The organism is Candidatus Pelagisphaera phototrophica (assembly GCF_014529625.1).
Taxonomy (GTDB): Bacteria; Verrucomicrobiota; Verrucomicrobiia; order Opitutales; family Opitutaceae; genus Pelagisphaera; species Pelagisphaera phototrophica.
In genome coordinates, this window is sequence record NZ_CP076039.1 from 599,417 (window position 1) to 624,466 (window position 25,050).

At 46.1% G+C, this 25,050-nt stretch carries 22 protein-coding genes and 1 other RNA gene; 13 read left to right on the forward strand and 10 right to left on the reverse strand.

The window, feature by feature from the left end:
• Window positions 1–465: 465 nt before the first annotated feature.
• From GA004_RS02735 to GA004_RS02755, 5 genes are all read left to right on the forward strand, one after another.
• On the forward strand, window positions 466–1,194 hold the full coding sequence (locus GA004_RS02735; RefSeq protein WP_283395762.1) for a hypothetical protein: 729 nt from the start codon (window positions 466–468) through the stop codon (window positions 1,192–1,194).
• Window positions 1,195–1,588: 394 nt separating this feature from the next.
• Complete coding sequence (locus tag GA004_RS02740) at window positions 1,589–2,905, forward strand: sulfatase (protein ID WP_283395763.1); 1,317 nt, start codon at window positions 1,589–1,591, stop codon at window positions 2,903–2,905.
• 74 nt (window positions 2,906–2,979) lie between these two features.
• A complete protein-coding gene (locus GA004_RS02745; protein ID WP_283395764.1) occupies window positions 2,980–4,908 on the forward strand; it encodes an acyltransferase family protein in 1,929 nt (642 codons plus the stop codon).
• 353 nt (window positions 4,909–5,261) lie between these two features.
• Window positions 5,262–5,624: a hypothetical protein gene (locus tag GA004_RS02750; protein ID WP_283395765.1), complete on the forward strand. Its 363-nt coding sequence runs from the start codon at window positions 5,262–5,264 to the stop codon at window positions 5,622–5,624.
• 142 nt (window positions 5,625–5,766) lie between these two features.
• Entirely contained in the window at window positions 5,767–7,272 is a 1,506-nt protein-coding gene (locus GA004_RS02755) for a cryptochrome/photolyase family protein (protein ID WP_283395766.1), read from the forward strand.
• A 220-nt stretch (window positions 7,273–7,492) separates the two neighbouring features.
• On the opposite strand, the gene GA004_RS02760 is transcribed toward GA004_RS02755, so the two are convergent.
• The gene (locus GA004_RS02760) at window positions 7,493–7,735 is read right to left on the reverse strand and encodes a hypothetical protein (protein WP_283395767.1); all 243 of its coding nucleotides are present in this window, start codon (window positions 7,733–7,735) and stop codon (window positions 7,493–7,495) included.
• A 241-nt stretch (window positions 7,736–7,976) separates the two neighbouring features.
• Here GA004_RS02760 and GA004_RS02765 point away from each other — a divergent pair, with 241 nt between their 5' ends.
• Window positions 7,977–9,395: a sigma-54 dependent transcriptional regulator gene (locus tag GA004_RS02765; protein ID WP_283395768.1), complete on the forward strand. Its 1,419-nt coding sequence runs from the start codon at window positions 7,977–7,979 to the stop codon at window positions 9,393–9,395.
• A gap of 248 nt (window positions 9,396–9,643) precedes the next feature.
• Here GA004_RS02765 and GA004_RS02770 read toward each other — a convergent pair whose 3' ends face one another.
• The 5 genes from GA004_RS02770 to GA004_RS02785 all read right to left on the reverse strand — a co-directional run bounded on the left by GA004_RS02770 (window position 9,644) and on the right by GA004_RS02785 (window position 13,290).
• Entirely contained in the window at window positions 9,644–9,916 is a 273-nt protein-coding gene (locus GA004_RS02770) for a hypothetical protein (protein WP_283395769.1), read from the reverse strand.
• A 44-nt stretch (window positions 9,917–9,960) separates the two neighbouring features.
• Window positions 9,961–10,428, reverse strand: coding sequence for a site-specific integrase (locus GA004_RS02775; RefSeq protein WP_283396959.1), 468 nt, complete (start codon window positions 10,426–10,428; stop codon window positions 9,961–9,963).
• Between the two features lie 21 nt (window positions 10,429–10,449).
• On the reverse strand, window positions 10,450–10,938 hold the full coding sequence (locus GA004_RS02780; RefSeq protein WP_283395770.1) for a phage integrase SAM-like domain-containing protein: 489 nt from the start codon (window positions 10,936–10,938) through the stop codon (window positions 10,450–10,452).
• A 582-nt stretch (window positions 10,939–11,520) separates the two neighbouring features.
• Window positions 11,521–11,760: a VPDSG-CTERM sorting domain-containing protein gene (locus tag GA004_RS18095; protein ID WP_425492921.1), complete on the reverse strand. Its 240-nt coding sequence runs from the start codon at window positions 11,758–11,760 to the stop codon at window positions 11,521–11,523.
• A gap of 57 nt (window positions 11,761–11,817) precedes the next feature.
• Complete coding sequence (locus GA004_RS02785; RefSeq protein WP_283395771.1) at window positions 11,818–13,290, reverse strand: UbiA family prenyltransferase; 1,473 nt, start codon at window positions 13,288–13,290, stop codon at window positions 11,818–11,820.
• Window positions 13,291–14,056: 766 nt separating this feature from the next.
• Between GA004_RS02785 and GA004_RS02790 the strand changes: the two genes are divergently transcribed.
• Window positions 14,057–14,959, forward strand: a complete 903-nt coding sequence (locus GA004_RS02790) for a hypothetical protein (RefSeq protein ID WP_283395772.1) — start codon at window positions 14,057–14,059, stop codon at window positions 14,957–14,959.
• Between the two features lie 256 nt (window positions 14,960–15,215).
• Here GA004_RS02790 and GA004_RS02795 read toward each other — a convergent pair whose 3' ends face one another.
• Entirely contained in the window at window positions 15,216–16,106 is an 891-nt protein-coding gene (locus GA004_RS02795) for a hypothetical protein (RefSeq protein ID WP_283395773.1), read from the reverse strand.
• A gap of 135 nt (window positions 16,107–16,241) precedes the next feature.
• Between GA004_RS02795 and GA004_RS02800 the strand changes: the two genes are divergently transcribed.
• Window positions 16,242–17,774 carry an MBOAT family O-acyltransferase gene (locus GA004_RS02800; protein WP_283395774.1) on the forward strand — a complete coding sequence of 511 codons (1,533 nt, stop codon included), beginning with the start codon at window positions 16,242–16,244 and terminating at the stop codon, window positions 17,772–17,774.
• A gap of 5 nt (window positions 17,775–17,779) precedes the next feature.
• Window positions 17,780–18,844 (forward strand): hypothetical protein, encoded by a 1,065-nt coding sequence (locus tag GA004_RS02805; RefSeq protein WP_283395775.1) that lies wholly within the window; start codon window positions 17,780–17,782, stop codon window positions 18,842–18,844.
• 82 nt (window positions 18,845–18,926) lie between these two features.
• Here GA004_RS02805 and ssrA read toward each other — a convergent pair.
• Window positions 18,927–19,286, reverse strand: a transfer-messenger RNA (tmRNA) gene (gene ssrA / locus GA004_RS02810).
• A 194-nt stretch (window positions 19,287–19,480) separates the two neighbouring features.
• On the opposite strand from ssrA, the gene GA004_RS02815 reads away from it, so the two are divergent.
• Window positions 19,481–20,974: a mechanosensitive ion channel family protein gene (locus GA004_RS02815; RefSeq protein ID WP_283395776.1), complete on the forward strand. Its 1,494-nt coding sequence runs from the start codon at window positions 19,481–19,483 to the stop codon at window positions 20,972–20,974.
• 15 nt (window positions 20,975–20,989) lie between these two features.
• On the opposite strand, the gene GA004_RS02820 is transcribed toward GA004_RS02815, so the two are convergent.
• Together GA004_RS02820 and GA004_RS02825 are read right to left on the reverse strand one after the other, a co-directional pair.
• Entirely contained in the window at window positions 20,990–21,973 is a 984-nt protein-coding gene (locus tag GA004_RS02820) for a malate dehydrogenase (protein ID WP_283395777.1), read from the reverse strand.
• 139 nt (window positions 21,974–22,112) lie between these two features.
• On the reverse strand, window positions 22,113–23,174 hold the full coding sequence (locus tag GA004_RS02825) for a 3-deoxy-7-phosphoheptulonate synthase (RefSeq protein WP_283395778.1): 1,062 nt from the start codon (window positions 23,172–23,174) through the stop codon (window positions 22,113–22,115).
• Window positions 23,175–23,430: 256 nt separating this feature from the next.
• Here GA004_RS02825 and ygfZ point away from each other — a divergent pair, with 256 nt between their 5' ends.
• From ygfZ to GA004_RS02840, 3 genes are all read left to right on the forward strand, one after another.
• Complete coding sequence (gene ygfZ, locus GA004_RS02830) at window positions 23,431–24,357, forward strand: CAF17-like 4Fe-4S cluster assembly/insertion protein YgfZ (protein ID WP_283395779.1); 927 nt, start codon at window positions 23,431–23,433, stop codon at window positions 24,355–24,357.
• Window positions 24,354–24,584 (forward strand): hypothetical protein, encoded by a 231-nt coding sequence (locus GA004_RS02835; RefSeq protein ID WP_283395780.1) that lies wholly within the window; start codon window positions 24,354–24,356, stop codon window positions 24,582–24,584. Before ygfZ ends, GA004_RS02835 begins: the two co-directional genes overlap by 4 nt.
• Before the next feature lie 127 nt (window positions 24,585–24,711).
• Window positions 24,712–25,026, forward strand: a complete 315-nt coding sequence (locus GA004_RS02840) for an HU family DNA-binding protein (protein ID WP_283395781.1) — start codon at window positions 24,712–24,714, stop codon at window positions 25,024–25,026.
• Window positions 25,027–25,050 lie beyond the last annotated feature (24 nt).

Sequence of the window (25,050 nt, forward strand, 5' to 3'; positions counted from 1 at the left end):
GGTATTATTGACATAGGATTTAAAATCATGCTGGCTAAATTTTCTAGGTTGGCATTTTTTGCCGACATTCATCATGGGCCCCCTGCCGTGTGGGCAGGGGGCTTTGTACAAAAAACACAACAATTGATATCGGTGAGAAGCTATCAATTAAACCTGCCATCGACTCCAGTAGGGTGATGCTGGTGCCTTCGTAACAGTGTTGCCAAAAGGTCTTCATAAAAGTGCTTAGATGCCATAATGGCCAAAACCCCTTTGGTTGCGAAGGGATTAACAGCCGGTATGGGAAGGCAGGCTTTAAGAGGCTTACCTTTCGGAACGGACAGGAGGTTGCACACAAAATTAGCGTAAATCTAATTTTATTGGAGTAGTAAGATCATACAAAACGTGTGCAGCAATGCGCAAATTATTTAGCGATCTTTAAATAAATATTGACAAAACCTCTGTGGATTTGATCGTCATATGTTTATGACCAAAAATATATTACCCCAAATCAGAATATCGTTACTGTTGGCAGTTTTTCTAGCCGGTAGTGCGAATCTTTACTCGCAACAAACTGACCGATTAATTACCGTAAGAAAGCTCGCGGTTAAGCCGGATAGGATCGAGGAATTCAGAGCCTTACAGACGGAAATGTCTGAGGCATGGGATAAAGCTGGAAGAGGCAGGCGCTGGATTTGGAAACGAATGGATGGCGATCTGCACACGTTTCACATAATATCTGAAAGTGATAGTTTTGCCGAAAGGGGAAGCGGGGAGCCAATAATGGATCAAGCACATAGGGATCTGTGGTTAAACGCGATGAATGAGACCATTCGTAGTAGGGAATTAATCACGACCCGGAGAGTTTTATCAATACCGTTAAAGGGGAAACCCAAATATGTTGTCGTTACCCAAAGAACGATCCTACCAGGCAAAACCTCAGAATACTTCGACTTTATAGAAAGTAGATTGCCAACTTTTGAAAAAAGCGGGAGCAATGGAAGGGTTTGGGACCGGGTTTTGTACGGAGGTAGCAACCACACTACCTCCACTGGACGTTTCATCGATTCCTGGGCGGAGCTAGACGGCCCCCCCATTGACCTTCCTGCCGAAGAGAGGCAGCGAATATTTGAGGGAGTTACTGATTTTTTCGCAGGAGACTACGATAGGTACGTTTTGAGGTTCGAAGAGGAGATGAGTACGGGAAGTTTCTAATATTTCTATTTTTCCTGGTGGTAGGAAAAAACTGCGGGCGGATCAGAACACAGAACGATCTGCTCGCTTCAAAAAGGTTATTATTCAAATCATTCACACAGATGAAACTAAGCTCTCAGTCAAAGTTTTTAGAAAAGAGATTTAAACCTGTTAAGTCATGCAAAATAAAAATAAACACCGGATGGAGATCTTAAAATCAGTAACATTGGCTTTTATGAGAAGCGTTTCAACTGTATCAGCTGCCGTCTTCCTGTTCTCATCCGACGCTCAAGAATTACGCAATAGTAGGGAATCAGCAGTATTTCCGCCTCTTACGTCTGAGCAACAAGCAGCGAAGGAGGCCCTATTAGATTCAATACAACTGTCCCCGGATGCACCGCGCCCTAACATTATTATGCTATTCGCAGACGACTTAGGTTACGCGGATATTGGGTGCTACGGTTCCAACGATATTCCCACTCCGAACATCGACAGCCTTGCTGCTCAGGGCATGAAGTTCACCAACGCATATGTCACAGCAGGAACCTGCAGTCCATCTCGTGCCGCCCTCCTAACTGGACAGTACCAGCAGCGATTCGGTTTCGAGTTCAACACCAGCAATAGAGCTATAACTGAACGGCTGGGACGCGGACTAGATCCATTCGCCCCTATTATTTCGGACGTACTCAGCAAGGCTCTGTACAAGACAGGTATGGTAGGAAAATGGCACCAAGGAACGCGGGACCAATTCCATCCGGTAAATCGTGGATTTGACGAATTCTATGGGTTCCTGGCCGGTGCTCACGCCTTCCTTGATCCAAAACGCCTAACAAAGGAAGAGAGAGCCGTGGCTGGAGGTGGCGGCAATACCGGTCCCCTCCTCCGCGGTTTTAATCCAGAAGTCGAAGACGAATATCTTACCGACGCGTTCGCAAGGGAGGCCGTCGACTTCATCAGCCGACAATCAGCCAATCAGCCGTTTTTCCTCTACGTGCCATTCAATGCCGTGCATACGCCCCTCGAGGCAACGCAAAAGTATAAGGATCGATTCTCCAATGTCGCCGATCTCAAGCGTCGTATCTACTACGCAATGACTAGTGCCATGGACGACGCGGTCGGGGATATCATGGCGGCCGTTAATAGCAGCGGCTTCTCTGACAACACTCTGGTTGTGTTTTTCAACGACAACGGTGGCCCGATTTATACGGAAGTTCAAAGCAACGGTCCTTTGCGAATGGGCAAGCTTTTCCTGTTCGAGGGGGGTATCCGCGTCCCGTTGATCATTAAATGGCCGGGCCAAATCGATGCTGGCAGTGTGAGCGACGCTACAGTCAGTGCTCTCGACTTGTTTCCAACTTTTGCAAGTGTCGCCGGGGCGAAGTTGCCCGAAGAAATAAAGATGGACGGCTTCGATCTCACCGAATGGCTATTAGGAGCACGCACTGATAATGTTCATGATACGCTCTTCTGGCGGAACGGCGATAACAAGGCGATGCGAAAAGGCAAATGGAAGATGGTCGAAGTACCCGGGCACGTATGGTTGTTTAATCTAGAGGCCGACATCAGCGAGAAAAATAATCTAGCCGAACAACGCCCAGAAGTCGTAAACGAACTGCAGCAGGCCTTTCGCGATTGGGAAACTACAATCGAAGACCCAGCTTGGCCAGCGAAGCCAAACACAAACAGCCCTCCAACAATTATCGACGGAGTGGAATATCGCTTCAAAGTTTAAGCTTCCCCGAATCAAATTGGAAGAGTTGGAGGAATGAATTATCCGTTAAGCCTAGATTTAAAATCTTATCTCAAATGAAGTCTTTAATCGAAAATGATGGATGGAGTAAACGTATCCATTATATGGATAATTTAAGAGCGATAGCTATGTTCCTAGGAGTTATTTTGCACGCAGGTGTTTTTTACAATAGCTGGCCTATTCCGGGAATCAACCTTCACGCAGAGACCTCCGAGACACTACACCTGATTATAGAAACTATTCATGTATTCCGAATGGAATTATTTTTCCTTGTTTCGGGCTTCTTTGCGTCTCTATTCCTGAGCCGAAAGGGGCTTAAAAATCTTTTTGAGAACAGGATTAAACGCATCTTGTTGCCTTTAATTGTATGCGTACTACTCCTACAACCTTGGTGGTCTGCCATTACCGTTGATTTAGTAAATAATGGAAATCTTAATTTCTGGGAACTTTACTTCTCACATCTATTAGATCCGCTGACAGTTTTTAGATACGAGCGTCCAATTGGTCAGTGGTTTCAACACATATGGTTTCTAGAAGTACTATTTATTTTTGTTACGTTTCAAATATTAATTAATTTTTTATCTCTTAAGTTCAGTAGGTTTAGCGAGGCAACTTCTTATACAATCCAAAGACTGCTTTCAGGGAGATTTGGAATATATTGGATGGTTGCAATTACCTATGGAACCTTGCTTCTAAGTCCTCCTTGGTCCGACGTACCAGCGGTTGGTGTTTCGCTGAGCACGCTTGGATTTTTCGGGTTATTTTACTTTTTCGGTTACTTCGCGTTTAAATCCCCAAAAATACTAGGTTCTGCTTTAAAAAATTTAAAATATAATTGGATTCCTCTTTTTCTAGGTTTCGGTTTCTTGGTAACGAAGACTAGCTTTGTATTTTTATCTATACCGATCGAAATATTGGGCCAGGATATGGCCTTTTTCAAAGGTACAGAAGTTGATGGGAAAATTGCTTGGACTTTTCCAATAGTTAATAATATCTTTAGTTTCGCTGGTTGGAGTTTTGGCGATATAAAGTGGCACGCTTTTTCTTTAGTAAAATCGTATACTGCTTGGTTTGCCGTGATCGGTTTCATCTTTTTGTTTAAGAAGTTTTGGAATAAAGAAAATGCGGTTTGGAAATATTTATCACAGTCATCTTATTGGGTATATATCTTGCACTTTCCTCTTCAATGGTCTTTGTATACTTATTTATTTAACAACGATGAACAGAGTCCTATTGTAGGATTCGTGGGAATACTCGCTATAAGCACAACTATTTGTTTAATTTCATACCATTTTCTTGTTCGAGGAAGTTTTGTTGGAGTTTTTCTGAATGGGCGTAAATATTCATACTCCCTCCGAGAAGAATGGAAAATAATAAAAGTTTACTTATGTGGCAGAGCTTTGGTGCCAGTCCTAGCTACTGCACTAGCTTTGTTTCTGATAGGCTACATTGAGCGCGAGCCCGGTATTCGAATAACGCAGTACGCCAGTTGGAGCGATGAGGAAAAATTAAAAGAAGTATTAGTGTCTAATCCTAATGCGATCGCTAACGGAAAAAGACCTGATGGTCGCAACGCGTTACACATGGCGAGCACTACGTTGCATCAACAGGCTTCGATGCAGCCAAATTTTGAAGAATTAGATAGGATAATTAGGCTTCTGGTCGAGAGTGGTATAAATCTTAATGCTGTAGATAAAACTGGACAGACTGCCCTTCATTATGCCGCAAAAACGGGTAACTTGGCAGCAATCGATATTTTATGTAGTCTAGGTGCAAACCCAAACATACCATCCGATTGGATAGGGGAAACACCTTTGCACATAGCAGCTGCTCTAGGTCATCCAGAAATGATAAAAGTTCTAATTTCTAGCGGAGCTGACCCGAGCCTAAAGCGGAAAACTGGGCATACTCCCGAGGCCCTCCACTTCAAATTTCATGGGAATGGATTTGATCAAGACCTTATCGCAGGCGTGACCAATAGATAATTGCAAACGCGTTCTTCAGGATTACAAGCAAGCGGTTAAGTGGTACACGAAAGCCGCCGAGCAAGGGTTCGCCTCCTTCAATCATTTGGAATTGCCAGAAACGAGAAGGGGTTATTGTCAGGATCTCTTACGGAATACAATAAAAACTTGACCCTATGTTGAGGAATGACTAAGGGATTTTTCTAGCCAATCTCACATCTGGCTTGTCGGAAACCCTTACAGTTCGATAGGAGCGGCGATTTATAACGATTATTGAGTAGATCCACAAGAAACGCTCTCCGTAGTATTAAAGTTAACTGTTCAAAGATCCAGAGATGGAATCATCTGGATAGAATTGAAATAAATAAATAAATATGAAAGCTCATAACGTATCTTTAGTAAATTCGGTAATACTCATCGCGATGAGTGCCTGGGGTTACTTGGCCTCAGAGGCCCCTTCTATTACCGCGTTAATCCCTTTATTTTTTGGTGTTATATTATTGCTCTGCTACCAAGGTGTAAAAAAACAAAACAAGGTTATTGCTCATGTCGCTGTTTTATTGACTCTAGTAGTTCTTGTTGCCTTGTTCATGCCGTTAAAAGGAGCCATCGGTCGGTCTGATACAGAAGCGACTGTTAGGGTCGCGTTAATGATTGTAACCTCCGCTTTGTCTATGGTTTATTTTATCAAAAGTTTCATAGACGCTAGAAAAGATAAAGAAGCGGCAGATGCGTGAACGGAAGCTCCGGTTGCTGTAAAGATCCGCCTCCAGCTTTAGCGTTACAGCACTGGCATTCTCCCAAGGCCTTTTGGTCACTCTCGTCCCTCGCGCTCTTCCTCCTCTATTCAATCAGCGGATCATAAAAACCTACGCTCCTATGCCCTCTCGCCCTCGGCGCAGATCTCTCCTTGTTTTTCCTCATCAGCTCTTCGCAGAGCATCCCGGACTCGCGGAGGAACCGTCCCAGATCTACCTGATCGAAGACAGTCTTTTCTTTGGCGACAACGAGCATCCAGCCCGCTTTCACAAGCAAAAGCTCTGGCTGCACCGGTCCTCCATGAAGCACTTTGAGACCAGGCTAAGGAAGGCCGGGCACACCGTTACCTATATCGAGCATGTTCCCGGAACCTCTGCCCTGAAGCTCCTCTTCGAAGAGATGATTCAGCATACCAATGAGGATCTCCTCGTGGCCGAGGTTCACGATTTTCTTCTCCAAAAGAGATTGGATCGCTTTTGCTCCCTGTATTCCAAAGACATCGAATCCCTCAAAACGCCCATGTTTATCAATGACGGGGCGACCAACCGGGGATTTAGGGACGGCAAAAAACGCTGGTTTATGGCGGACTTTTACAAGTTTCAAAGACGGAGACTGGGTATCTTGATGGACGGGGACAAGCCCACCGGGGCCGAGTGGAGCTACGACGAGCAGAATAGGAAGAAAGTTCCCAAGCGTATGCTAAGTGAGATCCCCGGTATACCTTTCCCTGAGCGGGACGCTCTCGACCTGGAGGCACGCAGCCACATCCTCGCAAACTATCCTGACAACCCCGGTAGCCTCGACTCTCTCTATTACCCAACCCGTCACGAGGACAGCGAAGAATGGCTCCAGCAATTCCTCACTTCACGTTTCACCCTCTTCGGGGATTTTGAGGATGCCATGGTGGAGGGAAAGAACTGGCTCTGGCACAGTGTCCTGACCCCCATGTTGAATATCGGGCTCCTGACTCCAGAACAGATCCTTCGCTCCGCCCTCGCCCATTCCAACAGCCACGAGATCCCACTCAATTCTTTGGAAGGATTTATCCGGCAGATTATTGGCTGGAGGGAATTTATGAGGGCCACCTATGTCGATCTTGGCGTAACAATGCGCACCTCCAATCACTGGAAACATTCCCGGAAGATCCCGATCTCTTTTTATGAAGGTACCACCGGAATTGCGCCCATCGATGACGTCATTGCACGGTTAAAAAAAACCGGCTATTGCCACCATATTGAGCGGCTCATGACCCTCGGGGGATTCATGTTCCTCTGCGAATTTGACCCAGATGAAATCTACCGATGGTTCATGGAGATGTTTGTCGATAGCTATGACTGGGTCATGGTTCCCAACGTCTACGGCATGAGCCAGCATGCCGATGGCGGTGGAGTTGCGACGAAACCCTATTTTTCCGGTTCCGCCTACATACGCAAGATGAGCAACTACCCTGCCGGCGACTGGACTTCCGTATGGGACGGGCTCTACTGGCGCTGGATTCTCAGCCACGCCGACTCTCTCGCGAAAAACCCCCGTTGGGCGATGATGTGCGCAACCGCGAGGCGCATGGCCCCGGGAAAAAAGGCCTCCCATCTGGAAGCGGCCAACGGCTTTCTCGCTCAGCTCTGAGGAGAGCTGCTGTAGAGCCTGTTTCAGGGACCATTGATAATGATGCAGGGGCGATAGGTATTCCTAAACTCTTCAGTTTTGGTATGGCATTGAGCACAACAAATCAAGCGTCCAAGAGAGTATTCTGGTTAGGTCGGGCTGAAGACGATTGGGGACCGCGAAGATATTCAAAAAAAAGCTAAGCAAGTCTGCTTAGCTTTTAAAACTCTATCGAGAAAGGTTACCCGTAAATTTCTGAATATTTTGCCGTTGAACCGCGATAGCTGATTTCTGGGTCGCTAGCACGAAGTTCGTTACTGTGCTTTTCGTTGGCGTTTGAGACGTCAGCCCAATTGTAACTTAGACCCCTGTAAAAAAGCTCGGGATTTGTGACATCAAGAGAATCCGTTCGTTTTGAGTTACCAGCCTGAATTTCATTGAGCGTTGTTGAGGCCCCGCGATATGTTATTACTTTTTCTTGCATTGTGCTTTTGGTTTAGGTTTTCGATTTTACTTCTCACACCCATTAAGCATCATCTATGCCAATTTTTCCTAAAATATACTAGTTAATGATAATCAATTACTTACGTTTTTAAAATTACTCAGGCTAACACTTAAAGGCTAATGACTTGCCAAGAAGTGGTAAGACACTTACCACTTGTCGACATTTCGTCTAACCACTATCCCAGCACACAACTCTAACCTTCTCGCTCAAATCTTAGTCAATGATTCAATCGAGTATTAACGTTGTTTACTTAGGACACAGCCAAGCGATTCAGCTGAAGGTTGAGAAGCTCCTACAAGATGGGTCTTTGCTCTCGTTTTTCGATAGTATGACTTCTGCACTTGAGCACATAAAGATTCATCCCGGCAAAACGGATATCTTCATCGCAAGTGATTTAAAAGATATGGATCCGTTAGAATTGGTCCTATTATTGAAGGAGAAACATCCAAGCCTCCCGATAATAGTACTGAGCGAGATCAGGAAGAGCAGCTTGGCGATAGAAATCATAAAAGCTGGAGCTCACGATTTCTTTCTCTTGCCGATTAGTTCCTCCGAACTGATGGATTCCTTAAAACAGGTAGTCGTCAATTCTCGTTTGAGCTCCAAACCGGTTGAAATTGGGGAAGTTTACAGCGAGCAAGATACCATTATCGGCCGCAGCAAAGCTATGCGTGACATCTACAAGCAACTCGGCCGGATTGCATCACAATCAGTGACTGTGCTTTTGCGAGGCGAAACTGGTACTGGCAAGGAACTAATTGCCCGTGCAATTTATCAGCACGGACATCGGGCTCACAAAGGCTTTATTACTGTAAACTGTGGAGCCATTCCAGAGAACCTGCTTGAGAGCGAGCTCTTTGGACATGAAAAAGGTGCTTTTACCGGTGCAAGTCAGTTGCGTGTTGGGCGCTTCGAGCAAGCTCACGGCGGCACTATTTTCCTCGATGAAATCGGAGACTTAGATCTCTCGCTACAAGTTAAAATTTTACGCGTTCTGCAAGAAAGAACGATTCAGCGCTTAGGGAGTTCCAAAGATATCTCAATTGATGTCCGTATCATCGCAGCGACGCATCGTAGCTTAGAGGCTATGATATCGGAGGGAACGTTTAGAGAAGATCTATTTTATCGTTTGAATGTGATATCAATTTCAATTCCTCCGCTTCGAGATCGACGAGACGATATTCCAGACTTGATTAATTATTTTTTGCAGAGGTTTGCAAAAGAGTACGGACTAAGCGTCCCGAGCATATCTGCAAAAGCGTTGGAATTCTTGAAGCGATTAGAATGGCCTGGAAATATACGCCAGCTTCAAAATGTAGTGAGCAAAGCACTGTTAGATTCTACTGGCCCTTCACTCGGGTGGGAGCGTTTTGACAGCATAGTTCGGGAGTCTCAACTTATTGCAAAAAAGCAGACAAGCCTCACACAAATGATTGAGCAAGAGTTGAATCGAGCAGCAAACAACGAGACCGATGCAGCACTGCCAATCTTGACCCATAATTTCGAGCGAGAAGTCTTCGATATGGCTATAAAAAGAACAGATGGAAATCAGACGAAGGCAGCGCGATTACTGGGCGTCTCGCGCCTAACGCTGCGAGCGAAGCTTCGACTTTTTGGAAAGCACCCCAAAGGACAGTGATTGTGATGACTCCATAGAGTTTTGACCGTATTATATCGGTAATTATCATGTGCTCGCTCCTCGTTTCTTCTTTCCTCTAACTAATGGCGTGATCTTGACGCCAACTTTTTCTCTTAACTGTTGAGAGGTGGTATATTTCGCGGAACACACCCTTCATTTTACCGCTCTAATTACACTCTTTCACTGGCTCAATGATACATTTCTCAAGGCTTTTCAAATTGAGGAAAAATAGGTTTTGAATTCTCGTTTTAATGAATGCGTCCCATCGACGCCTTAGAACCTTGGGAACTGGGCTCGTAGAAGCTCCAATGTACCCGCGAAGGTCTCTTCATTTTCTGCAAACGTATGCCGATTGAGAGCAGACTTTCAAGTAGAAGGACCAGCGGATTGATCGCAGTGGCCAACCGTTTTAGGAGATGTTGTTTTTCTTTGCTGCCACAGATGGGTGAGGTGACTGCGAGTGTCATTTGTTTTGCCTCTACTTGCTGCATCTTGAAACCGAATTTCCAGCTTATCTCCATGGTGGGTATTCATTGCTTTATAACGAAAACTTCACTAACTTAGATTAGTTGTCTGGAGGGGCGGTAGAGAAAAACTTATCGCCATCACCGTTGGAGACTAATGCACGATAGTTGGAGAAGAGAACCTCGTCGCTGTCCTTGTGGCCGAGCTGGCGAGCCGTTTCCATTGAATCCTTGAATTTGTTCAAGTTGTACGACGCGAAGCTGTGCCGCATACCGTTTTGCTGGCTTTCAACCCTAGCGGCAGCCAGAAGCTTGAATCGCAGGTTATTGAATGGAGTGGATGCCTTCGGCCAAATTCGTCCATCCTCGGATTTGCAAAGGCTTAACCATTTCTGAGCGTTCGGTGGAATTAGCACGGCTCTGTTCCTTCGCTTTTTCGCAATATCGGCGGGGACTTGGACGTACGGCTCATCGTCATTCAGATGAACATCCGTCCAGTTTAATTGAAGAAGTTCAGTTGTCCTAAGGCCGCAGAAAAACCCGAGAGTGAAGGCAGCTAGTGTGGGGATGAATGCCTCTTGTAGCGCGGTCTACATAATGGCCTTAACTTCGTTGATTGCATAGGTCTCAGGTATCTTCTCTACCTTGATCCCGAAAAGCATACACTTCTTGATATTGGAAAGGCCTTCCAAGGGGCTCTCATGGATATATCTTTCGCCTATCGCGTACCTCATAATATGTTTGAGGGTGTTGAAGAAGTTCTCTGTCGAGCGGCGCGATAGTTTGAGCGAATTAAGCCAAGAGGTGAGGCCCTTAGGTTTTAGGTCGGAAATAGGTACATCTCCAAACGAACCCCTTAGTCGCTGCGAGCGGTTCCTGAAATCCCTTAAACTCTCTTTCCTGAGGTCATGTTTCTCCTTGAGGCTCACTATATCATCCAAGACCACGCTGAAACTCTTCTTACCGCTAATTGGACGCATTCTTGGGACGGCGTAATCAATGGCCTCATAGAGGGAAATCTTGTGGCTTCTATGTTTCTTGGATGCTTTTTTGGCGGCTACCAGTTCTTCAGCGGTCAATTTAAATCCGCTCTCGCCTAGCTTCCGAAATCGGCCGTATTAGTCCCTGGTGCATGCTTCAGCCTCTTGGATGGTCTTGAATTGATGTAAGAGGCGACTCTTGCCAGCAGGCTTTCTGGGGATGGTTACTCGATACGAGTAGTTGTAGTCTTCTCCATTGGTTCTGTTTGATATGGGGCTAATCGTAATCCCAGAACCCTTTGGGAATTCATAGGTTTCGAGAGCCTTTGAGATAGATGGCCCTGGTCCACGGTCTACGGCAGAGCATTGTAGAGTAGGCAATAGATATGATAGGAATTTGATAGTAAAGAGCCATCGGTATAGCTAACTTGTTGTCTTTGAGATTATTAAATGGTGGAGGTGGCGGGAATCAAAATCGGTATTTGCCTAGTTAACAAAGACTTACAAACCTATTTAGGAGTATTAGGCAGCATTTCAATGCACTGTTCTGCACCAATTATGGCAGGAAATTGGCAGGAAATTAGACTGGGGGGCGGGGGTTATTCAAGAGGCTGCCTCTATGTTAGTATTCATCAACTAGCTCCGAAAAAATTGTCCCTCAAAGGGGGTCTGAAGGTGTTCTCAACCCAGCCTGCGTCTAATAAAAGCTAAAGCCACTACACCAGCTCCTAGAAGAGCTGCTGTGGAGCCTGTGTCGGGGACGGACCTATCTATAGAAAATATACCAATTTCTTGGTCGTAATCGAATGCGACGTAAGCAAGATTGTTTGTTACATCCAGTGTTATGCCTTCTGGATCATCAAAGTCTCCACCTAGATCATCAAAGTATGTGACCCCCAGGAGTGACCAGTAAGAGTCTATCTCGTAGACTGCGTTAGTTCCCCCAGGATCATCAACAACGAAGAATCAAATATAAGTTCAGCTATATAAATGCGGGAAGTAGAAATCATTACCAAATCGGGCGCAGAGGATAATAATCAATAAGATGCCAAGGATAATTCGGCTGGGTTTATCGCTTGTCGCAAACGCAATCGGATCATTATCCAATACGCCAACCTCAACTGCTCTCCAACATCGCAATTGCCAATACAAGATTACTGGCACGCTCAAAAACAACGTTTGCTGCCCTTTGAAGACTGATGACGTTTCATTAAATCTAAAGTACATAAACAAAATTAATGCAGATGCGAATGCTGAGCAAATACCGGCAATAGTTAAAATGTTAACATCTATTATACTGTAACCTCTTCGCCTTAAGCTCCTGCTTCCATCGGACTTCATCAGCTCGGCAACTCGCTTCATCATTGCTAGCCCTAGGAATACAAACATCCCAAAAGAAAACAGCCAAATTGAGACAGAGTGATCAGCGACATCCGCTCCTGCGTAGATACGAATCAGATAAAGAAAAGCCAAAGCAAAAACGTCTAGAAGAAACTTAGCCTTCAAAAATAGGCTATAGCATAGAGTGACCAGAACATATGCAAAAATGACTGGGAAAACTTCCAGTTGCCACGCAATCAAAAAACCTGAAGCGACAATTAAAAATAAAATACACAGACTACGCGGTATGCTGATTTTACCTGACGCAATCGGGCGCTTCTTCTTTTTGAAGTGATGTCTATCTGCCTGAATATCTAATAGATCATTGATAATATAAGTTCCCGAAGCCACCAGCGAGAACGCGAAAAATACTCCAGCAGTCGTCAGCCAACCTTTTAAATCCCACCATTGACCAGAGGCTATTATGGGAACAAAAACCAGCAAATTTTTGATCCACTGCTTTGGTCTGAGCAGTACGAAAGACCCCCCATTGAGGTTGTCATTAGATTGAAACGAAGCCAATACCGGCGAACAGGCCTCAACTTTTTTACGTAAACGATCTTTTACTTCAACGACCACGGCTCCAGCGGCATCTCTCCAAATAGGAAGGTCAACTTTGCTGTCCCCAACATAAATGAAACCCCGCTCACCAAACTCATGAACAAGGGCTTGCCCCTTGCACTTACCCTTAAGGTTGCTCGATCCATCGCTACAAAAAACTTGATCGAAGATCCCAAGGTGTTTCTGGACAGCGAGGGCAATTGATTGGTCGGCTGCTGTTGCCAGAACGATTTTATGACCAGCAGCCTTTCTCAACTTCAACCAGTCTAGAAGAGACTCATTCCAAGGTAAGTTTTCTATATCTATTTTTTGTGCGTTGGAAAGTTTGGATTTAAATACCGCTTTCCCCTTTGAAATCCAGCCAAGACAATCGAATAGCTTAAATGGTTTGTGGGCCAAAAACGCGAGAAAGCTCTCGTATAGAGTATCAGTGGCTACAAGCGTACCGTCTAAATCCACGCATATGGGCAAAATTTCTAATTTTGATTCTATTTTCGAGTCACGCTTCATTTATGAAGTCTGGATAAAATGATTTAATCGTTAATTTACCCAAAAATTTTTTCAACTTTTTAAAAAAAATATAATTAGTCACAAAATTTTCGATTAATCGAGCTATCGTTTTCATTCAAGTTACCCATTACTCGGTCGACACGAAACAATGAAAAAAGCTTCAAGAAAAAATATGATAGGCACCGAGAAACACCAAAACATATGTTCGCCGTGAGGGTTGCTACTACCTCCAAAAATCTGTATTTTAATGATTAGGGCTAGCAACAAAAAAATGAAGATATCGCTAGGCCAACGGCGAGACTCGGCATCATACTTGAATCATGGAAACCTATCTCTCATGGTGGGTGTTTCCCTGTCGACCCTAGCGGGACTACTTGTCTGGCAAAGCTTCTCAGGCTTACTTGAAGGGCCGTTTTTCCGAATAGAAAATTTTGACAAGTGGTTTGATTCGGACGTCTTTCGGGTGATCTCTTCGATGTTAAGCACTGAGACAAAAGGCAGTCGATCGAACCTTCATCCCGTCTTCCCTATTTTATCGTATGCACTAACGGCGCTCGTCAACTTCGTTATCAGAGACCCTGTCGTCGCAATACAAAGCCTGATGTCTTTCAACGCATTTTTTGCGACTATGCTTCTGTGGAGGCTCCTGAATTGGTTAAGATTGGATTTGGCCGACATTTTTTTGTGTCTATCGCTTTTCATCGCTTCAGCCTCCTTCGTATTTTGGTTCCCAATAGCCGAGAGCTTTCCTATTGGAGCTACTTCCATGTTACTTAGTCTCCAACTCTTAACCCTTTCGCCAGCCCGTGAAGCTCGATCTCTTCTTCTTGATGTATTGCTATGCTCGGCAAGCTTAGCGATAACGATCTCCAATTGGATCGTTGGACTCACTGCAATCGCCTTACGGTGTGATTTTCACAAGCGAATTTTCAGCCTTCTTAAAACCTCGCCTCGTGATTACCTCCAAAGAAACAGGGAGGCTCTCTACTACCCCATCAAAGTAATACTGCTGTCAGGGCTGGCAGTATCCATCCTGTCAATCATCCAAGATTTCGCATTCGAACACTCGGTGTCGTTTCTTCGAGTGGATCAATTGGATCAATTGATAAAGGAAAAATGGTTTATCGATTTCAGAGGGATTATACATTTAGCTACTCGGATTATCGAACTTATTCTAAATCCAATGGTAGTTGGCGAAATCGTCTCACACAGTTATCCCACATCTTTTGATCAATCCGGCTGGGTTTTCGATGAAGTGTTTTCGCCCAAATGGAGACCGGTGCGCGATATGCAAATTCTCTCTGCGAACAGTCTGTCGATAAAGTCGATGTCCCATTTCATCGGCGTTTCGACATGGCTGTTGCTACTAGCTATTTCTGCGAAAAATATATTACAAGCCCCTAGATTAAACCCCATCATCTGGACGTCCATAATCACGTTAGCATCTTTCTTCGCCTTACACGCTCTCTATGGGCATCATCTATTCTTGTACTCAGCCCATTTCGTATTTTTCTACATAATCATTTCTTCTACAGCATTCCAATGCAAAAGAAAGTGGATTCCTCGCACTCTGATGTTCTTATTGATCCTTTCCGGGGGCTACCATAATTACACCTCGTTCGAACTCGCCAACACGATTCTTCTAGAAATAAGCGGTTCGCCAATGTGATACGGAATCTTAATACTACAGAGAATTAAAAGAAGTAGTCGAGCGATAAAGGGCACATTTCTGTGCTCGATTGATCGCTCCTCGCCTCTTAAATCCTCTTTGATGAAAGGTTTTCGGGCAGCGATCCAATCAACTAGATTTATCGTTGCCCAGTGCTCATTGCCCCGACCCATGATACGCTCATTCAATGACAGTCGGTCTAGAACGAAAAACAAACCAGCCTATAATCAAAACGCAGAATGCCTTCCGCAGTATTCTAGGCAGGGACTCCACTTCCTTGCCCGAAAAGGCTCTTTATCCAAACTGGATTCCCTGGGGAGATTAAAAAGGACCAAGTAATATGCATATAAGTTAGTGCCAAGAAGCACTGGTAAGAAACGCTGAACAAAAACTGTACGTTCCAAACTGCAGCGAATAAAACCATTACCAAGAAGACGGATATGCCTAACCCATTCCAAACAGCACCCTCAATCCAAAAGGTTCTGCGATTTGAATCGCTCAACATCCCCTGTTTTACAAGAGGTAAAAGTCCATAAAATCCAAAATGGTACAAGATAATCACTTTCCAATCGATCGGATACCAGACTGCAAGAACAGCCAGTGCAGGACCTATTAGAGCCCAACTGTGATTGTTCAAAAATCCAATTATTCTGGCACGCTCAGCGAATTCGCTTCTATTGAGCATAAGGAAGGCCGCTGAGCTCGCCAATGCTGTGATAAATAGCATCGCATCGCAGACGAAGCCTAAACCTAGCTGAGCTCTCGTAGCAGAAAGATAACCGGAAAAAATACAGAGGACCAATAGCCCTTTACTCCAAGATCCATGCCTAGAGCCCGCTTCGTTGTCGAAATAAGTTTCGGAGAGAGCATGGTGTAGTCCAAAATAAAATATCAGTGCATACACATCCCAGCCATAGGTGATAGCCAGCATCCCTAAGGGAACCGCAATCAAAATAGTAAGCTTCGCCGGCGTCCGCTCCATAGCTGCCTTTATACCTCTTCGAGAGTATTTTAACCCCAGTAGACCGTGAGGATATCCTGTTCCTAAAATGATGGCCTCGAAGACAAGTCCCCCTCCAACGACGCGATGTAACAGCAAGCAACCGACAAGCACAGCTAAACTAAATGAAAGCCTTCTTCTATTCATATTATTTTCAATATTCGATTTAGTAGCATATCGAAGTTAATGTAAATTTACAGTCCCTGACCAACTGTTTAAAAAATACTACGACAAATCAATTTGAGAGTTTAAATACTAATCTCATTTTGTCGATGTCCTGCGATGATGGGATTCAACACCTTAGCTTTCTGGGCAGCCTTTGGGCTTTTCTTCGTTCTCTACTGGACGGCTCTGAATAAGCCTGGACGGTCGCGAATCCGCAACCTTTCCATCCTCGTAGCAAGCTACGCATTTTACGCCAGCTGGGACTGGAGGGCCTTATCTATAATTTTTATAAGCTCTATGGTGAGTTTTTGGAGTGCGATAATGATGGGTAGGTCCGCACCCAATAAAAAGTGGTGGCTCTGCCTAAGTGCGGCTACCAACCTAGGCTTTTTGGCAGCATTCAAGTACTTCGACTTTTTCATCGAATCTGCCGAGCTCATGCTATCTGTGTTTCTAGGCGAAACCAGCTTTGCCCGCACAGGCTGGATCCTACCTGTAGGGCTTAGTTTCTACACATTTCAAACCCTAGGCTACTCGATTGACGTTTACCGTGGTCGATTTCAGCCAGTGAAGGACCCTATCCTATTTCTCAGTTTCGTCGCATTTTTTCCTCAACTGATCGCAGGACCAATCGAAAGGGCTAAAGCACTTATCCCCCAATTCCAGGAAATTAAACCATTCGACCGTGCTGCCACGAAAGATGCTATTCTACTAATTTTATGGGGGCTTTTCAAAAAGATCGTCATAGCAGACCGACTGGCCGTCTTCGTCGACACAGCCTACGCAAACCCTGCCTTACTTACAGCGGAGACAACTTGTCTCACCATATTCTTCTTTGCTATACAACTTTACTGCGACTTCTCAGGATACTGCGATATCGCAATCGGTCTCGCCCGCTTGATGGGGTTCAGACTATCTAGAAATTTCAAACGACCCCTCTTAGCTGCATCCTTTAGTGATTTATGGAAACGATGGCACATCACAATCCACGCATGGTTTCGCGACTATCTATTCTGCCACCTGAAACGAGACAAAGCTCGTTTCTGGGTGTTTACGAATATCCTAATCATTTTTGGCATCTCCGGACTCTGGCACGGAGCTTCGTGGAATTTCATCGGCTGGGGCTTGGTCAATGGCCTTTTTCTAGTCACCTTACAGGGGATCGTATGCGAGCCGCTACTGCGGCAAAAATCTAAAATAACGAGACTCGCAAGCACTGTAATCGGTTCTATTTTCATCTATACCTCTCTCGTTTTATTCAGAGGCCAAGATTTGGGCCAATCCATCGAAATTCTCGGGAAACTCACTGAATGGTCTCTCCCTTGGGACTTCATAGGCAACGCGAAGAGACATCTCTCCCCCTTCGGTCTCAATGGCTGGGAACTTCTTTTCACCGGGCTTTTCGTCATCGCCCTATTCGCAATTGAAATCCTGCAAGAAGTGAATCACCCAATAACCTTCAGTTTTAGATACCACAAAGGACTCCAGCGCTGGTCTGCAGCGATCCTCCTGTTTCTAACGATTACATTCTTTGGCTTCTATGACGACCGAACCTCTGCACACCGGATGGAGCTGTTTGAAACCGAAGCATTTTTCGAAATGGACGAAATGGACGAATTGGAAGAAGCCTTTATTTACGAGCGATTTTAAGATCAATGGAAAAGAAATATGGCATGAAGCTATTCTTCGCAGAAATATCAGTCGGTTTATTTGCCCTGGTAATAATCATAACGGCCTGCGAACGATCAGGAGCATTCGACTTTCACCTACGACATCATTCCGGGAAACACCGATGGGGCGAATTCTATGAATTGGCAGCAGACAACGGAATCGATGCCTTAGTTATCGGGAACTCTAAAGCCTTCTCTAGCGTTGATTGCGAACTGTTAAGCGAGCGTCTAGGCCAAAGTTTTTTTGCCATTGGCCACGGCAGCGGGACCGCCGCAACTGCTTACTGGAGCGTTCGTCACGCTCTCAACTATGCTAGCCCTTCTATTATTCTGCTGGAGACCAAGTGCTTCGGTTATTCCTCGAAGATGCACAAATACGAGGCTGCCATTCAAAGCAAAATAGATTTAGGTTTCAGGAAAAAAGACCTATCCACTATGAAAGCAACTTTAGACTTGCATGGACCTACCTCTCTTCCATCCGCCGTCTTCCCCAACGTTCTCGGATATCCCGAAAGACTCGAAATGGATCCGATCGAAACAATTATGAATATCGGGAAATGGGGTGAAGCGACCGAAGAATGGGGCACTCAGCGAGGCTTCCACAACAACTTTACAGAGGGCATAGACGATGAACTGCTAGCTCGCTACAAGGCTGGGGAATCTGGACGTGACTATGGAAGCGCTTTGCCCAGCGCAGAAGACCTAGAATACATGGATCGCCTCTTGTCTCTATGCCGAAAAAAGGGTATCCAATTATTTTTTTTCGAGACCCCTTATTACCAGGCCGACCAAAAAAATTTAATTGAGCGCCAAAGCAAACTGACCGCATTTTTCGCGGATCGTAACCAAGACTGGATGACTTTTTGGCAGGACGAAGAATTGACGACAAACCCAGCATTTTACCAAAACAGGCTATACAACCAGCATTTAACTCAAGATGGATCTAAGGTATTTACTCAAAAACTCGCTACTTTAATTGAAGATAAAAAGCTGTTTACCAACAGATTACAACTCACCTCTCAAAAGTCGTTTCTAAAAAGGAATAATTAAGAGGGCCTTTTCTATTCCTGCTTACTAGTTGATAGGAAAGCACTATCGTTATGCCTAAATTGTTGTCCATAAGATGATTAATTGGTGGAGGTGGCGGGAGTCGAACCCGCGTCCCTTGAGCCTTCACGAAAGGCGTCTACATGTTTGTTCTCGTTTTTAATCTCGCCGATCTAGCCGCGACGAAACCGCGCTGCTTGGATAAGCCAGCCCGCTGATGAAGTACGGATTGGGTGCAACAGACAGCCGCCCAAACTATGCTCGCTAGTCGTCGCCCCCTCAATTTAGCGAGTATCAAAAGAGGGGACGTAGCTGCCATTATGCAGCTAGAGGCATGTCTTCATGTGTGCCATTTATGTGTGTGATGGATATTTTTGCGAGGCCAACCATCATCCTCGACATGCAGCCAGACGCTCCAACAAAAGGTCGAATCCGGAACACCCCCCAATTAAGGTTTAAGGCTTAGTTTAAAAAATTGGATCAGGCAGAAAAATTAGAATTCTCCTTTGCCTTATGGATTCAATCTGTCGAATGCCGTAACAGCAACTGTGACAAATCAAAGAACAGGAATGACTTATCGGTAGCGTAACCGAAGAAATCAAGTTGAATTAGTCAATGGGGTTCGGGTAAAGTTCTAAGATGGCATTTTCTTCCTCATTGCTTTTGGCCGCGAATGTGAATGAGTGGTTTACTGGGATTTGGGCAGATTATTTGGCTCCTCGCTGGGATTCATTTTCGCAAGTCTTTGTAGGGGAGGATCTTCTTATCCAATTGGGTGCTATCGCAGGGGCTGTTATTCTCTCATTTGCTGTTGCTCTTGGTCTTCGACCGCTGTTCAAAAAGATTACTGAAGCGATCGAGGAGCGCGATGATTGGATCGAGGGGGTCATTGATTGGATCAGCGACAATCTTTTGCGCCTATTGCTAGTGGCGCTTTTATGGTCGGTTTCGCTCTATCTAGATTCGAACACAATAGAGCCTTCCGTTGACGCGGCGGTCTTGAGCGACTCGGCCGAAACGGCTTCTGTAACGGTGGAGGATGAGGTAGGTGCAATCGAATCGCAAGCAGTTGCTGTCGCCAGCAAGTCAACTGCGGTAAGTAAAAACTACCTGCTTGTGCGAGCAGCTGCGAGCATCGCTACCCTGATGCTTGTGTCGGGAGCGTTGCCGCGAGCGATCAAGCAGCAGGTTTACTTCAGGACGCTGTTTTTCGTTTTAGCCATGGTGCTGATCTTGAATTTACTAGGCATTTGGAGTGTGATTAGAGAAGGGCTTGACGGTATCGCGCTATTCCCGATTTCCGGCTCTGGTGTAACGCGGGTTACCTTGCTAACCTTAGCAAAGGGAGTCGTTGCGATTTCACTACTGATACCGTTTACTAGCTGGCTTATAAGGACATCCGAGTCGCGGGTTACGCGGATGGAGAAGGTCTCGCCTGCCTTGCAGGTATTGACGATTAAAGTGCTGAAGGTTTTGATCGCGGCAGGAGCGATCATGTTTGCGATCAGTTCCGTTGGAGTGGACCTCTCCGCCTTCGCGGTCCTCGGAGGAGCAATTGGTCTAGGGTTGGGTTTTGGCTTCCAGAAGGTCGTGTCCAACTTGATCAGTGGGGTGATACTTCTGGGAGACAAGTCGATCAAACCAGGCGATGTGATCGAAGTAGACAACACGTATGGATGGATCAATACACTGGGTGCACGCTACACTTCGGTGATTACTCGGGACGGCACCGAACATCTGATACCCAACGAAATGATGATCACTGAAAAAGTGGTCAACTGGTCATTCAGCGATCAAAAGGTGCGGGTCAGGATTCCGTTTGGCGTGTCCTACACTTCAGATATTCACAAAGCCATGGAACTGGCGCTGCAGGCGGCAGGCGAGGACGTCAGAATTTTGAAAGATCCGGTCCCTGCGGTTCGACTGACTGGATTTGGTGACAATTCGGTTGATTTTGAAATGAGAGGCTGGATTGTCGACCCTACTGACGGAGTTGGAAATATAACAAGCTCGTTTTACTTGAGAATATGGGATCTGTTTAAGGAAAACGGTATCGAATTTCCGTATCCACAGCGCGATGTACACCTTAAAGAGCTCCCAACCGTAGAGGTGAATCTGAAGAGGAGCGAGTAAGTTGAGTAAATCGAACTAGGGAAGCAAATTGCTGACCATGGCTTTCTCTTCACTCAGTTCGGCTTCAGTCGCTTTGATCTTCCGACTGCTGAATTCGTTGATCTCTAGGTTCTCTATAATGCTGAGGTTTTGCCCGTCGCTTTTCATAGGGTAGGAATAGATTAGTCCATTTTCGATTCCATATTCACCATTCGAGCGCACGGCCACGCTGAAGCAGTCGTCGGAAACGGTTGGAGTTGTAATGGATCGTACAGTGTCGATCGCAGCATTTGCCGCTGAGGCTGCCGAGGATAGACCGCGAGCCTTAATGACGGCTGCTCCACGTTGTTGGACAGTTGGAATGAATTCTTGAGCAAACCAGGCTTCGTCTGTGATAACCTCGGGAACGGGTTTCCCATCTATCGTCGCGTCAAAGTAATTAGGATACATTGTCGAAGAATGGTTGCCCCAAATGGCCAGATTCTTGACCGCAGCGACATCTAATCCTGCTTTCAACGCCAATTGGGATTTGGCTCGATTCTCGTCGAGGCGAGTCATGGCGAACCATCGGTCTTTGGGTATGTCTGGGGCGTTGTTCATCGCAATGAGGCAGTTAGTATTACAAGGGTTGCCCACCACGAGTGTCCGAATATCCGAAGCGGCGTTTTCCTGGATGGCCTTCCCCTGGCTGGTAAAGATCTGGCCGTTGATTCCCAGGAGATCTTTGCGTTCCATTCCGTCTTTGCGTGGTACACTGCCGACTAGAAGGGCCCAGCTCGCTTGGTCAAAACCTTCACTTAAGTCGCAGGTGGGTACAATTCCTCTCAGTAAGGGAAAGGCGCAGTCTTGAAGTTCCATGACAACTCCCTCCAGAGCTTTCATTCCTGGCTCGATTTCGATGAGCCGGAGAACGACGGGCTGATCCGGTCCGAGGAGATGACCTGACGCGATGCGAAAGAGCAGTGAATATCCGATTTGCCCGGCGGCGCCGGTGACTGCGACATGAATGGGTGGTTTCATAGGAGATTTTTATCTAGGGACTCGAGGAAGTTAAAGCGACCAAAAAAGTAGCGGATTCAAGTTGGTTTTAAGAATCCCAATTATCGCGATAAATTTGGCGGATGTGAAACTGCGGAAGTTGAAAGCGCAGATCCAGATCCTAAGCCGTGGCGAATCGAGACGCCAGGTTTTCGTAGGCCTTGAGGACGGAGGCTTCTGTCGTTGTCCAGTCAATACATCCATCGGTGATCGATACGCCGTACTCGAGGGCGTCGACCGGGGCTGGGAACTTTTGGTTTCCCGCCCCAAGATTGCTTTCCATCATGGCTCCGATGATGGAGTCGTTTCCGGATTTAATTTGTCCTATAATCGAATCGAGTACTTCTGGCTGTTTTTCTGGCTGCTTGCTGCTGTTGCCATGGCTGCAGTCGATCATAATCGCTTTTTCCAAGCCCGCCTTTGCAAGGTCGGCTGCCGTTTTGGCCACGCTGTCGGCGTTGTAGTTCGGGCCAGAGCTTCCGCCTCGGAGAACCACGTGGCAATTTTGGTTACCTGCGGTGGTAACGGCAGAGGCCTGTCCCTCCTGGTTTATGCCGAGAAAGGTTTGGACTCCTCGAGCCGCCTTTATGGCATTAATTGCGACTTGGCAGGTTCCGTCCATCCCGTTCTTGAATCCGACTGGCATGGATAGACCCGATGCCATTTGACGATGCGTCTGAGATTCTGTGGTTCGAGCGCCGATGGCTGCCCAGGAGACGAGGTCGGCGATGTACTGGGGTGTGATAGGGTCAAGAAGTTCGGTGGCTGTAGGAACACCAAGGTCGATGATATCCCTCAGAAAATTGCGCGCGACACGAAGGCCCTTGTTGATATTCGCGGTCTCGTCGAGATCGGGATCCATGATAAGGCCTTTCCATCCTAGCGAGGTGCGGGGTTTTTCGAAGTAAACCCGCATGACCAGGCAGATTCGGTCCTTCACTTGTTCGCTGAGAGCGGCGAGTCTTCGTCCGTACTCAAGCCCTGCCCCAGCATCATGAATAGAACACGGGCCTATCACTAGAAGGAAACGCCGATCATCGCCAAAAATGATGCGGTGGATATCCTGGCGGGATTGGGTTATGAACTCCGATTGAGACTCAGTTCGAGAGATCTCTTCGAGGAGTTCGTGGGGAGCAGGGAGCGCATCAGTGCGTGTGACGTTTATATCGGAGGTTTGCTTCACGGCGGTGATAGTTGGGAGAGGCCGGATTGAATTTCAATTGCGAATTCGAAAAATATCTCTGTTTGGGCCTATTGAGAGGGCAAAACTAAGGCGGGTAGCCTACCCCTAAGCTACCCGCCATCTCGTTTTCTTAGTTACCCCAAAATCCCGCTGAGCGGGAAAGTGTTTGTTATTGACCGAACGAGATAGAGAACATCAGGTGTCTGTCAACCAATATTCGGCGATTATTTAAAAAACATATTCAAAGCCTTGATAGATGGAAACTTCGAGAGTGCATTTTTATCTCCCAAAGGGCGTGTTTTTCGTGGAGGGAGAGGATGCCGCCCCTTTTTTGCAGGGTCAGTTCTCGCAAGATATCAGAACGGCCGATGGTTTTAGGGCGTATGGACTGTGGCTTAACCGCAAAGGCAAAATCCTAGCGGACAGCTTTATGCTCAGGATTTCTGAATCACGCTTTTTGGTGGTCAGCTATTTCGGTGAAACAGAAGTTCTACGGGATAATTTAGAGAATCGGATTATAATGGACGAGGTCGAGACTCGATCTACTGAGTCAGGCTGGTTTGGGGTATCTGTTTGGGGCGAAGCGATTGAAAGGGTACTGGAGCTAGCAAAATTGGAACGGCCTAGTGGGGATGGGTTTTCGTCATGCGACGGTGTATACGCATTTTGGGGACGAAGAGGAGAGGAAACCAATTTGGAAATCCTGTTTGGCAATGAAGCCGATCGCAAAAGTATGGAAAGCAGCCTCTCGGAAATAGGTATTCAACTCATAAGCGCCAAGAGTGTGAGAATTCTCGCTTTGCGAGAAAAATGCTTTCAAGTTGGTTTAGATATTCAGGACTCAGACCTTCCTCAAGAGGTTGGGCTTGCCGATGTCGCTGTTTCGTATACAAAAGGTTGTTACATTGGTCAAGAGGTGATGGCCCGCTTAAAATCGATGGGCCGTTCGCGCCGGACCCTTGAATGTGTCTCCGCACCGAAAATGCTAGAGGGAAACGGCCCATGGGAATTGCGAGGAACGGACGGATCTCGTGCGGGAGAATTAAGAAGCGTGGTCTGCGATGGAGCTGAAATTATAGGTGTGGCGATGCTCAAGCGTGCCTTGTCTGAAGAAAAAACGTTTGAGGTAGCCGGGCAATCCGCAGTTGCGATATGTCAAGCTATGCAAGGGACAGACGATTGAATTCCGAACAAGAGCTGGTTCAGATAAAGACGCTTTTGAGCAGACTAGGTGCGAGTGACGTCGCATCGGATGTAATGGCTAGGCAGTTGGTCAAAAGAGCGGATCAATGGGTAGAGGAGCGAGGAATCAACCGGGTTGAGGCGATGCGTCAACTACTGGAGCTTGTCGTTACAGGTCGGTCTGGAGGGCTTCCGGCTAGTTTTGAAGCGCCATCGGAGGATAATTAGGAACAATCCGATGATTTTTGAATGAATACGAACAATTCGTTTGACGAGCTTGCTTAAGCTCATTCGATTCACCCGGTTTTCTATCTGGAAACACTTTTATAATCTCAAATAACAATTACATTCCCATATGAATAAATCCGAACTTGTCTCAGAAATTCAGGCAAACCTTGGCGGCGCTTCTAAAGCGGACGCAGAAAACGCATTGAGTGCCGTATTGGCCTCGGTTAAAACAGCGATCAAAAAGGCAGGTAAGACTGTCAAGGTGAGTGACAAAGATGCGAAGCCAGCGGTTGCAATCCAGCTCGTTGGATTTGGAACATTTTCTGTAACTCGGCGCAACGCGCGTTCGGGAATCAATCCTCTCACGAAGGCTCCTTTGAAGATCAAAGCCAGCAAGGCGATCAAGTTCAAGCCAGGCGCTGGACTTAAGGGCGCACTCTAGTTTCTCGATTTAAGTTAATTTTTT

Coding starts and splice junctions, on each gene's coding strand:
- GA004_RS02735 (WP_283395762.1), top strand. CDS start 466: ATGACCAAAAATATATTACCCCAAATCAGAATATCGTTACTGTTGGCA.
- GA004_RS02740 (WP_283395763.1), top strand. CDS start 1,589: ATGCTATTCGCAGACGACTTAGGTTACGCGGATATTGGGTGCTACGGT.
- GA004_RS02745 (WP_283395764.1), top strand. CDS start 2,980: ATGAAGTCTTTAATCGAAAATGATGGATGGAGTAAACGTATCCATTAT.
- GA004_RS02750 (WP_283395765.1), top strand. CDS start 5,262: ATGAAAGCTCATAACGTATCTTTAGTAAATTCGGTAATACTCATCGCG.
- GA004_RS02755 (WP_283395766.1), top strand. CDS start 5,767: ATGCCCTCTCGCCCTCGGCGCAGATCTCTCCTTGTTTTTCCTCATCAG.
- GA004_RS02760 (WP_283395767.1), bottom strand. CDS start 7,735: ATGCAAGAAAAAGTAATAACATATCGCGGGGCCTCAACAACGCTCAAT.
- GA004_RS02765 (WP_283395768.1), top strand. CDS start 7,977: ATGATTCAATCGAGTATTAACGTTGTTTACTTAGGACACAGCCAAGCG.
- GA004_RS02770 (WP_283395769.1), bottom strand. CDS start 9,916: ATGGAGATAAGCTGGAAATTCGGTTTCAAGATGCAGCAAGTAGAGGCA.
- GA004_RS02785 (WP_283395771.1), bottom strand. CDS start 13,290: ATGAAGCGTGACTCGAAAATAGAATCAAAATTAGAAATTTTGCCCATA.
- GA004_RS02790 (WP_283395772.1), top strand. CDS start 14,057: ATGTTACTTAGTCTCCAACTCTTAACCCTTTCGCCAGCCCGTGAAGCT.
- GA004_RS02795 (WP_283395773.1), bottom strand. CDS start 16,106: ATGAATAGAAGAAGGCTTTCATTTAGTTTAGCTGTGCTTGTCGGTTGC.
- GA004_RS02800 (WP_283395774.1), top strand. CDS start 16,242: ATGATGGGATTCAACACCTTAGCTTTCTGGGCAGCCTTTGGGCTTTTC.
- GA004_RS02805 (WP_283395775.1), top strand. CDS start 17,780: ATGGAAAAGAAATATGGCATGAAGCTATTCTTCGCAGAAATATCAGTC.
- GA004_RS02815 (WP_283395776.1), top strand. CDS start 19,481: ATGGCATTTTCTTCCTCATTGCTTTTGGCCGCGAATGTGAATGAGTGG.
- GA004_RS02820 (WP_283395777.1), bottom strand. CDS start 21,973: ATGAAACCACCCATTCATGTCGCAGTCACCGGCGCCGCCGGGCAAATC.
- ygfZ (WP_283395779.1), top strand. CDS start 23,431: ATGGAAACTTCGAGAGTGCATTTTTATCTCCCAAAGGGCGTGTTTTTC.
- GA004_RS02840 (WP_283395781.1), top strand. CDS start 24,712: ATGAATAAATCCGAACTTGTCTCAGAAATTCAGGCAAACCTTGGCGGC.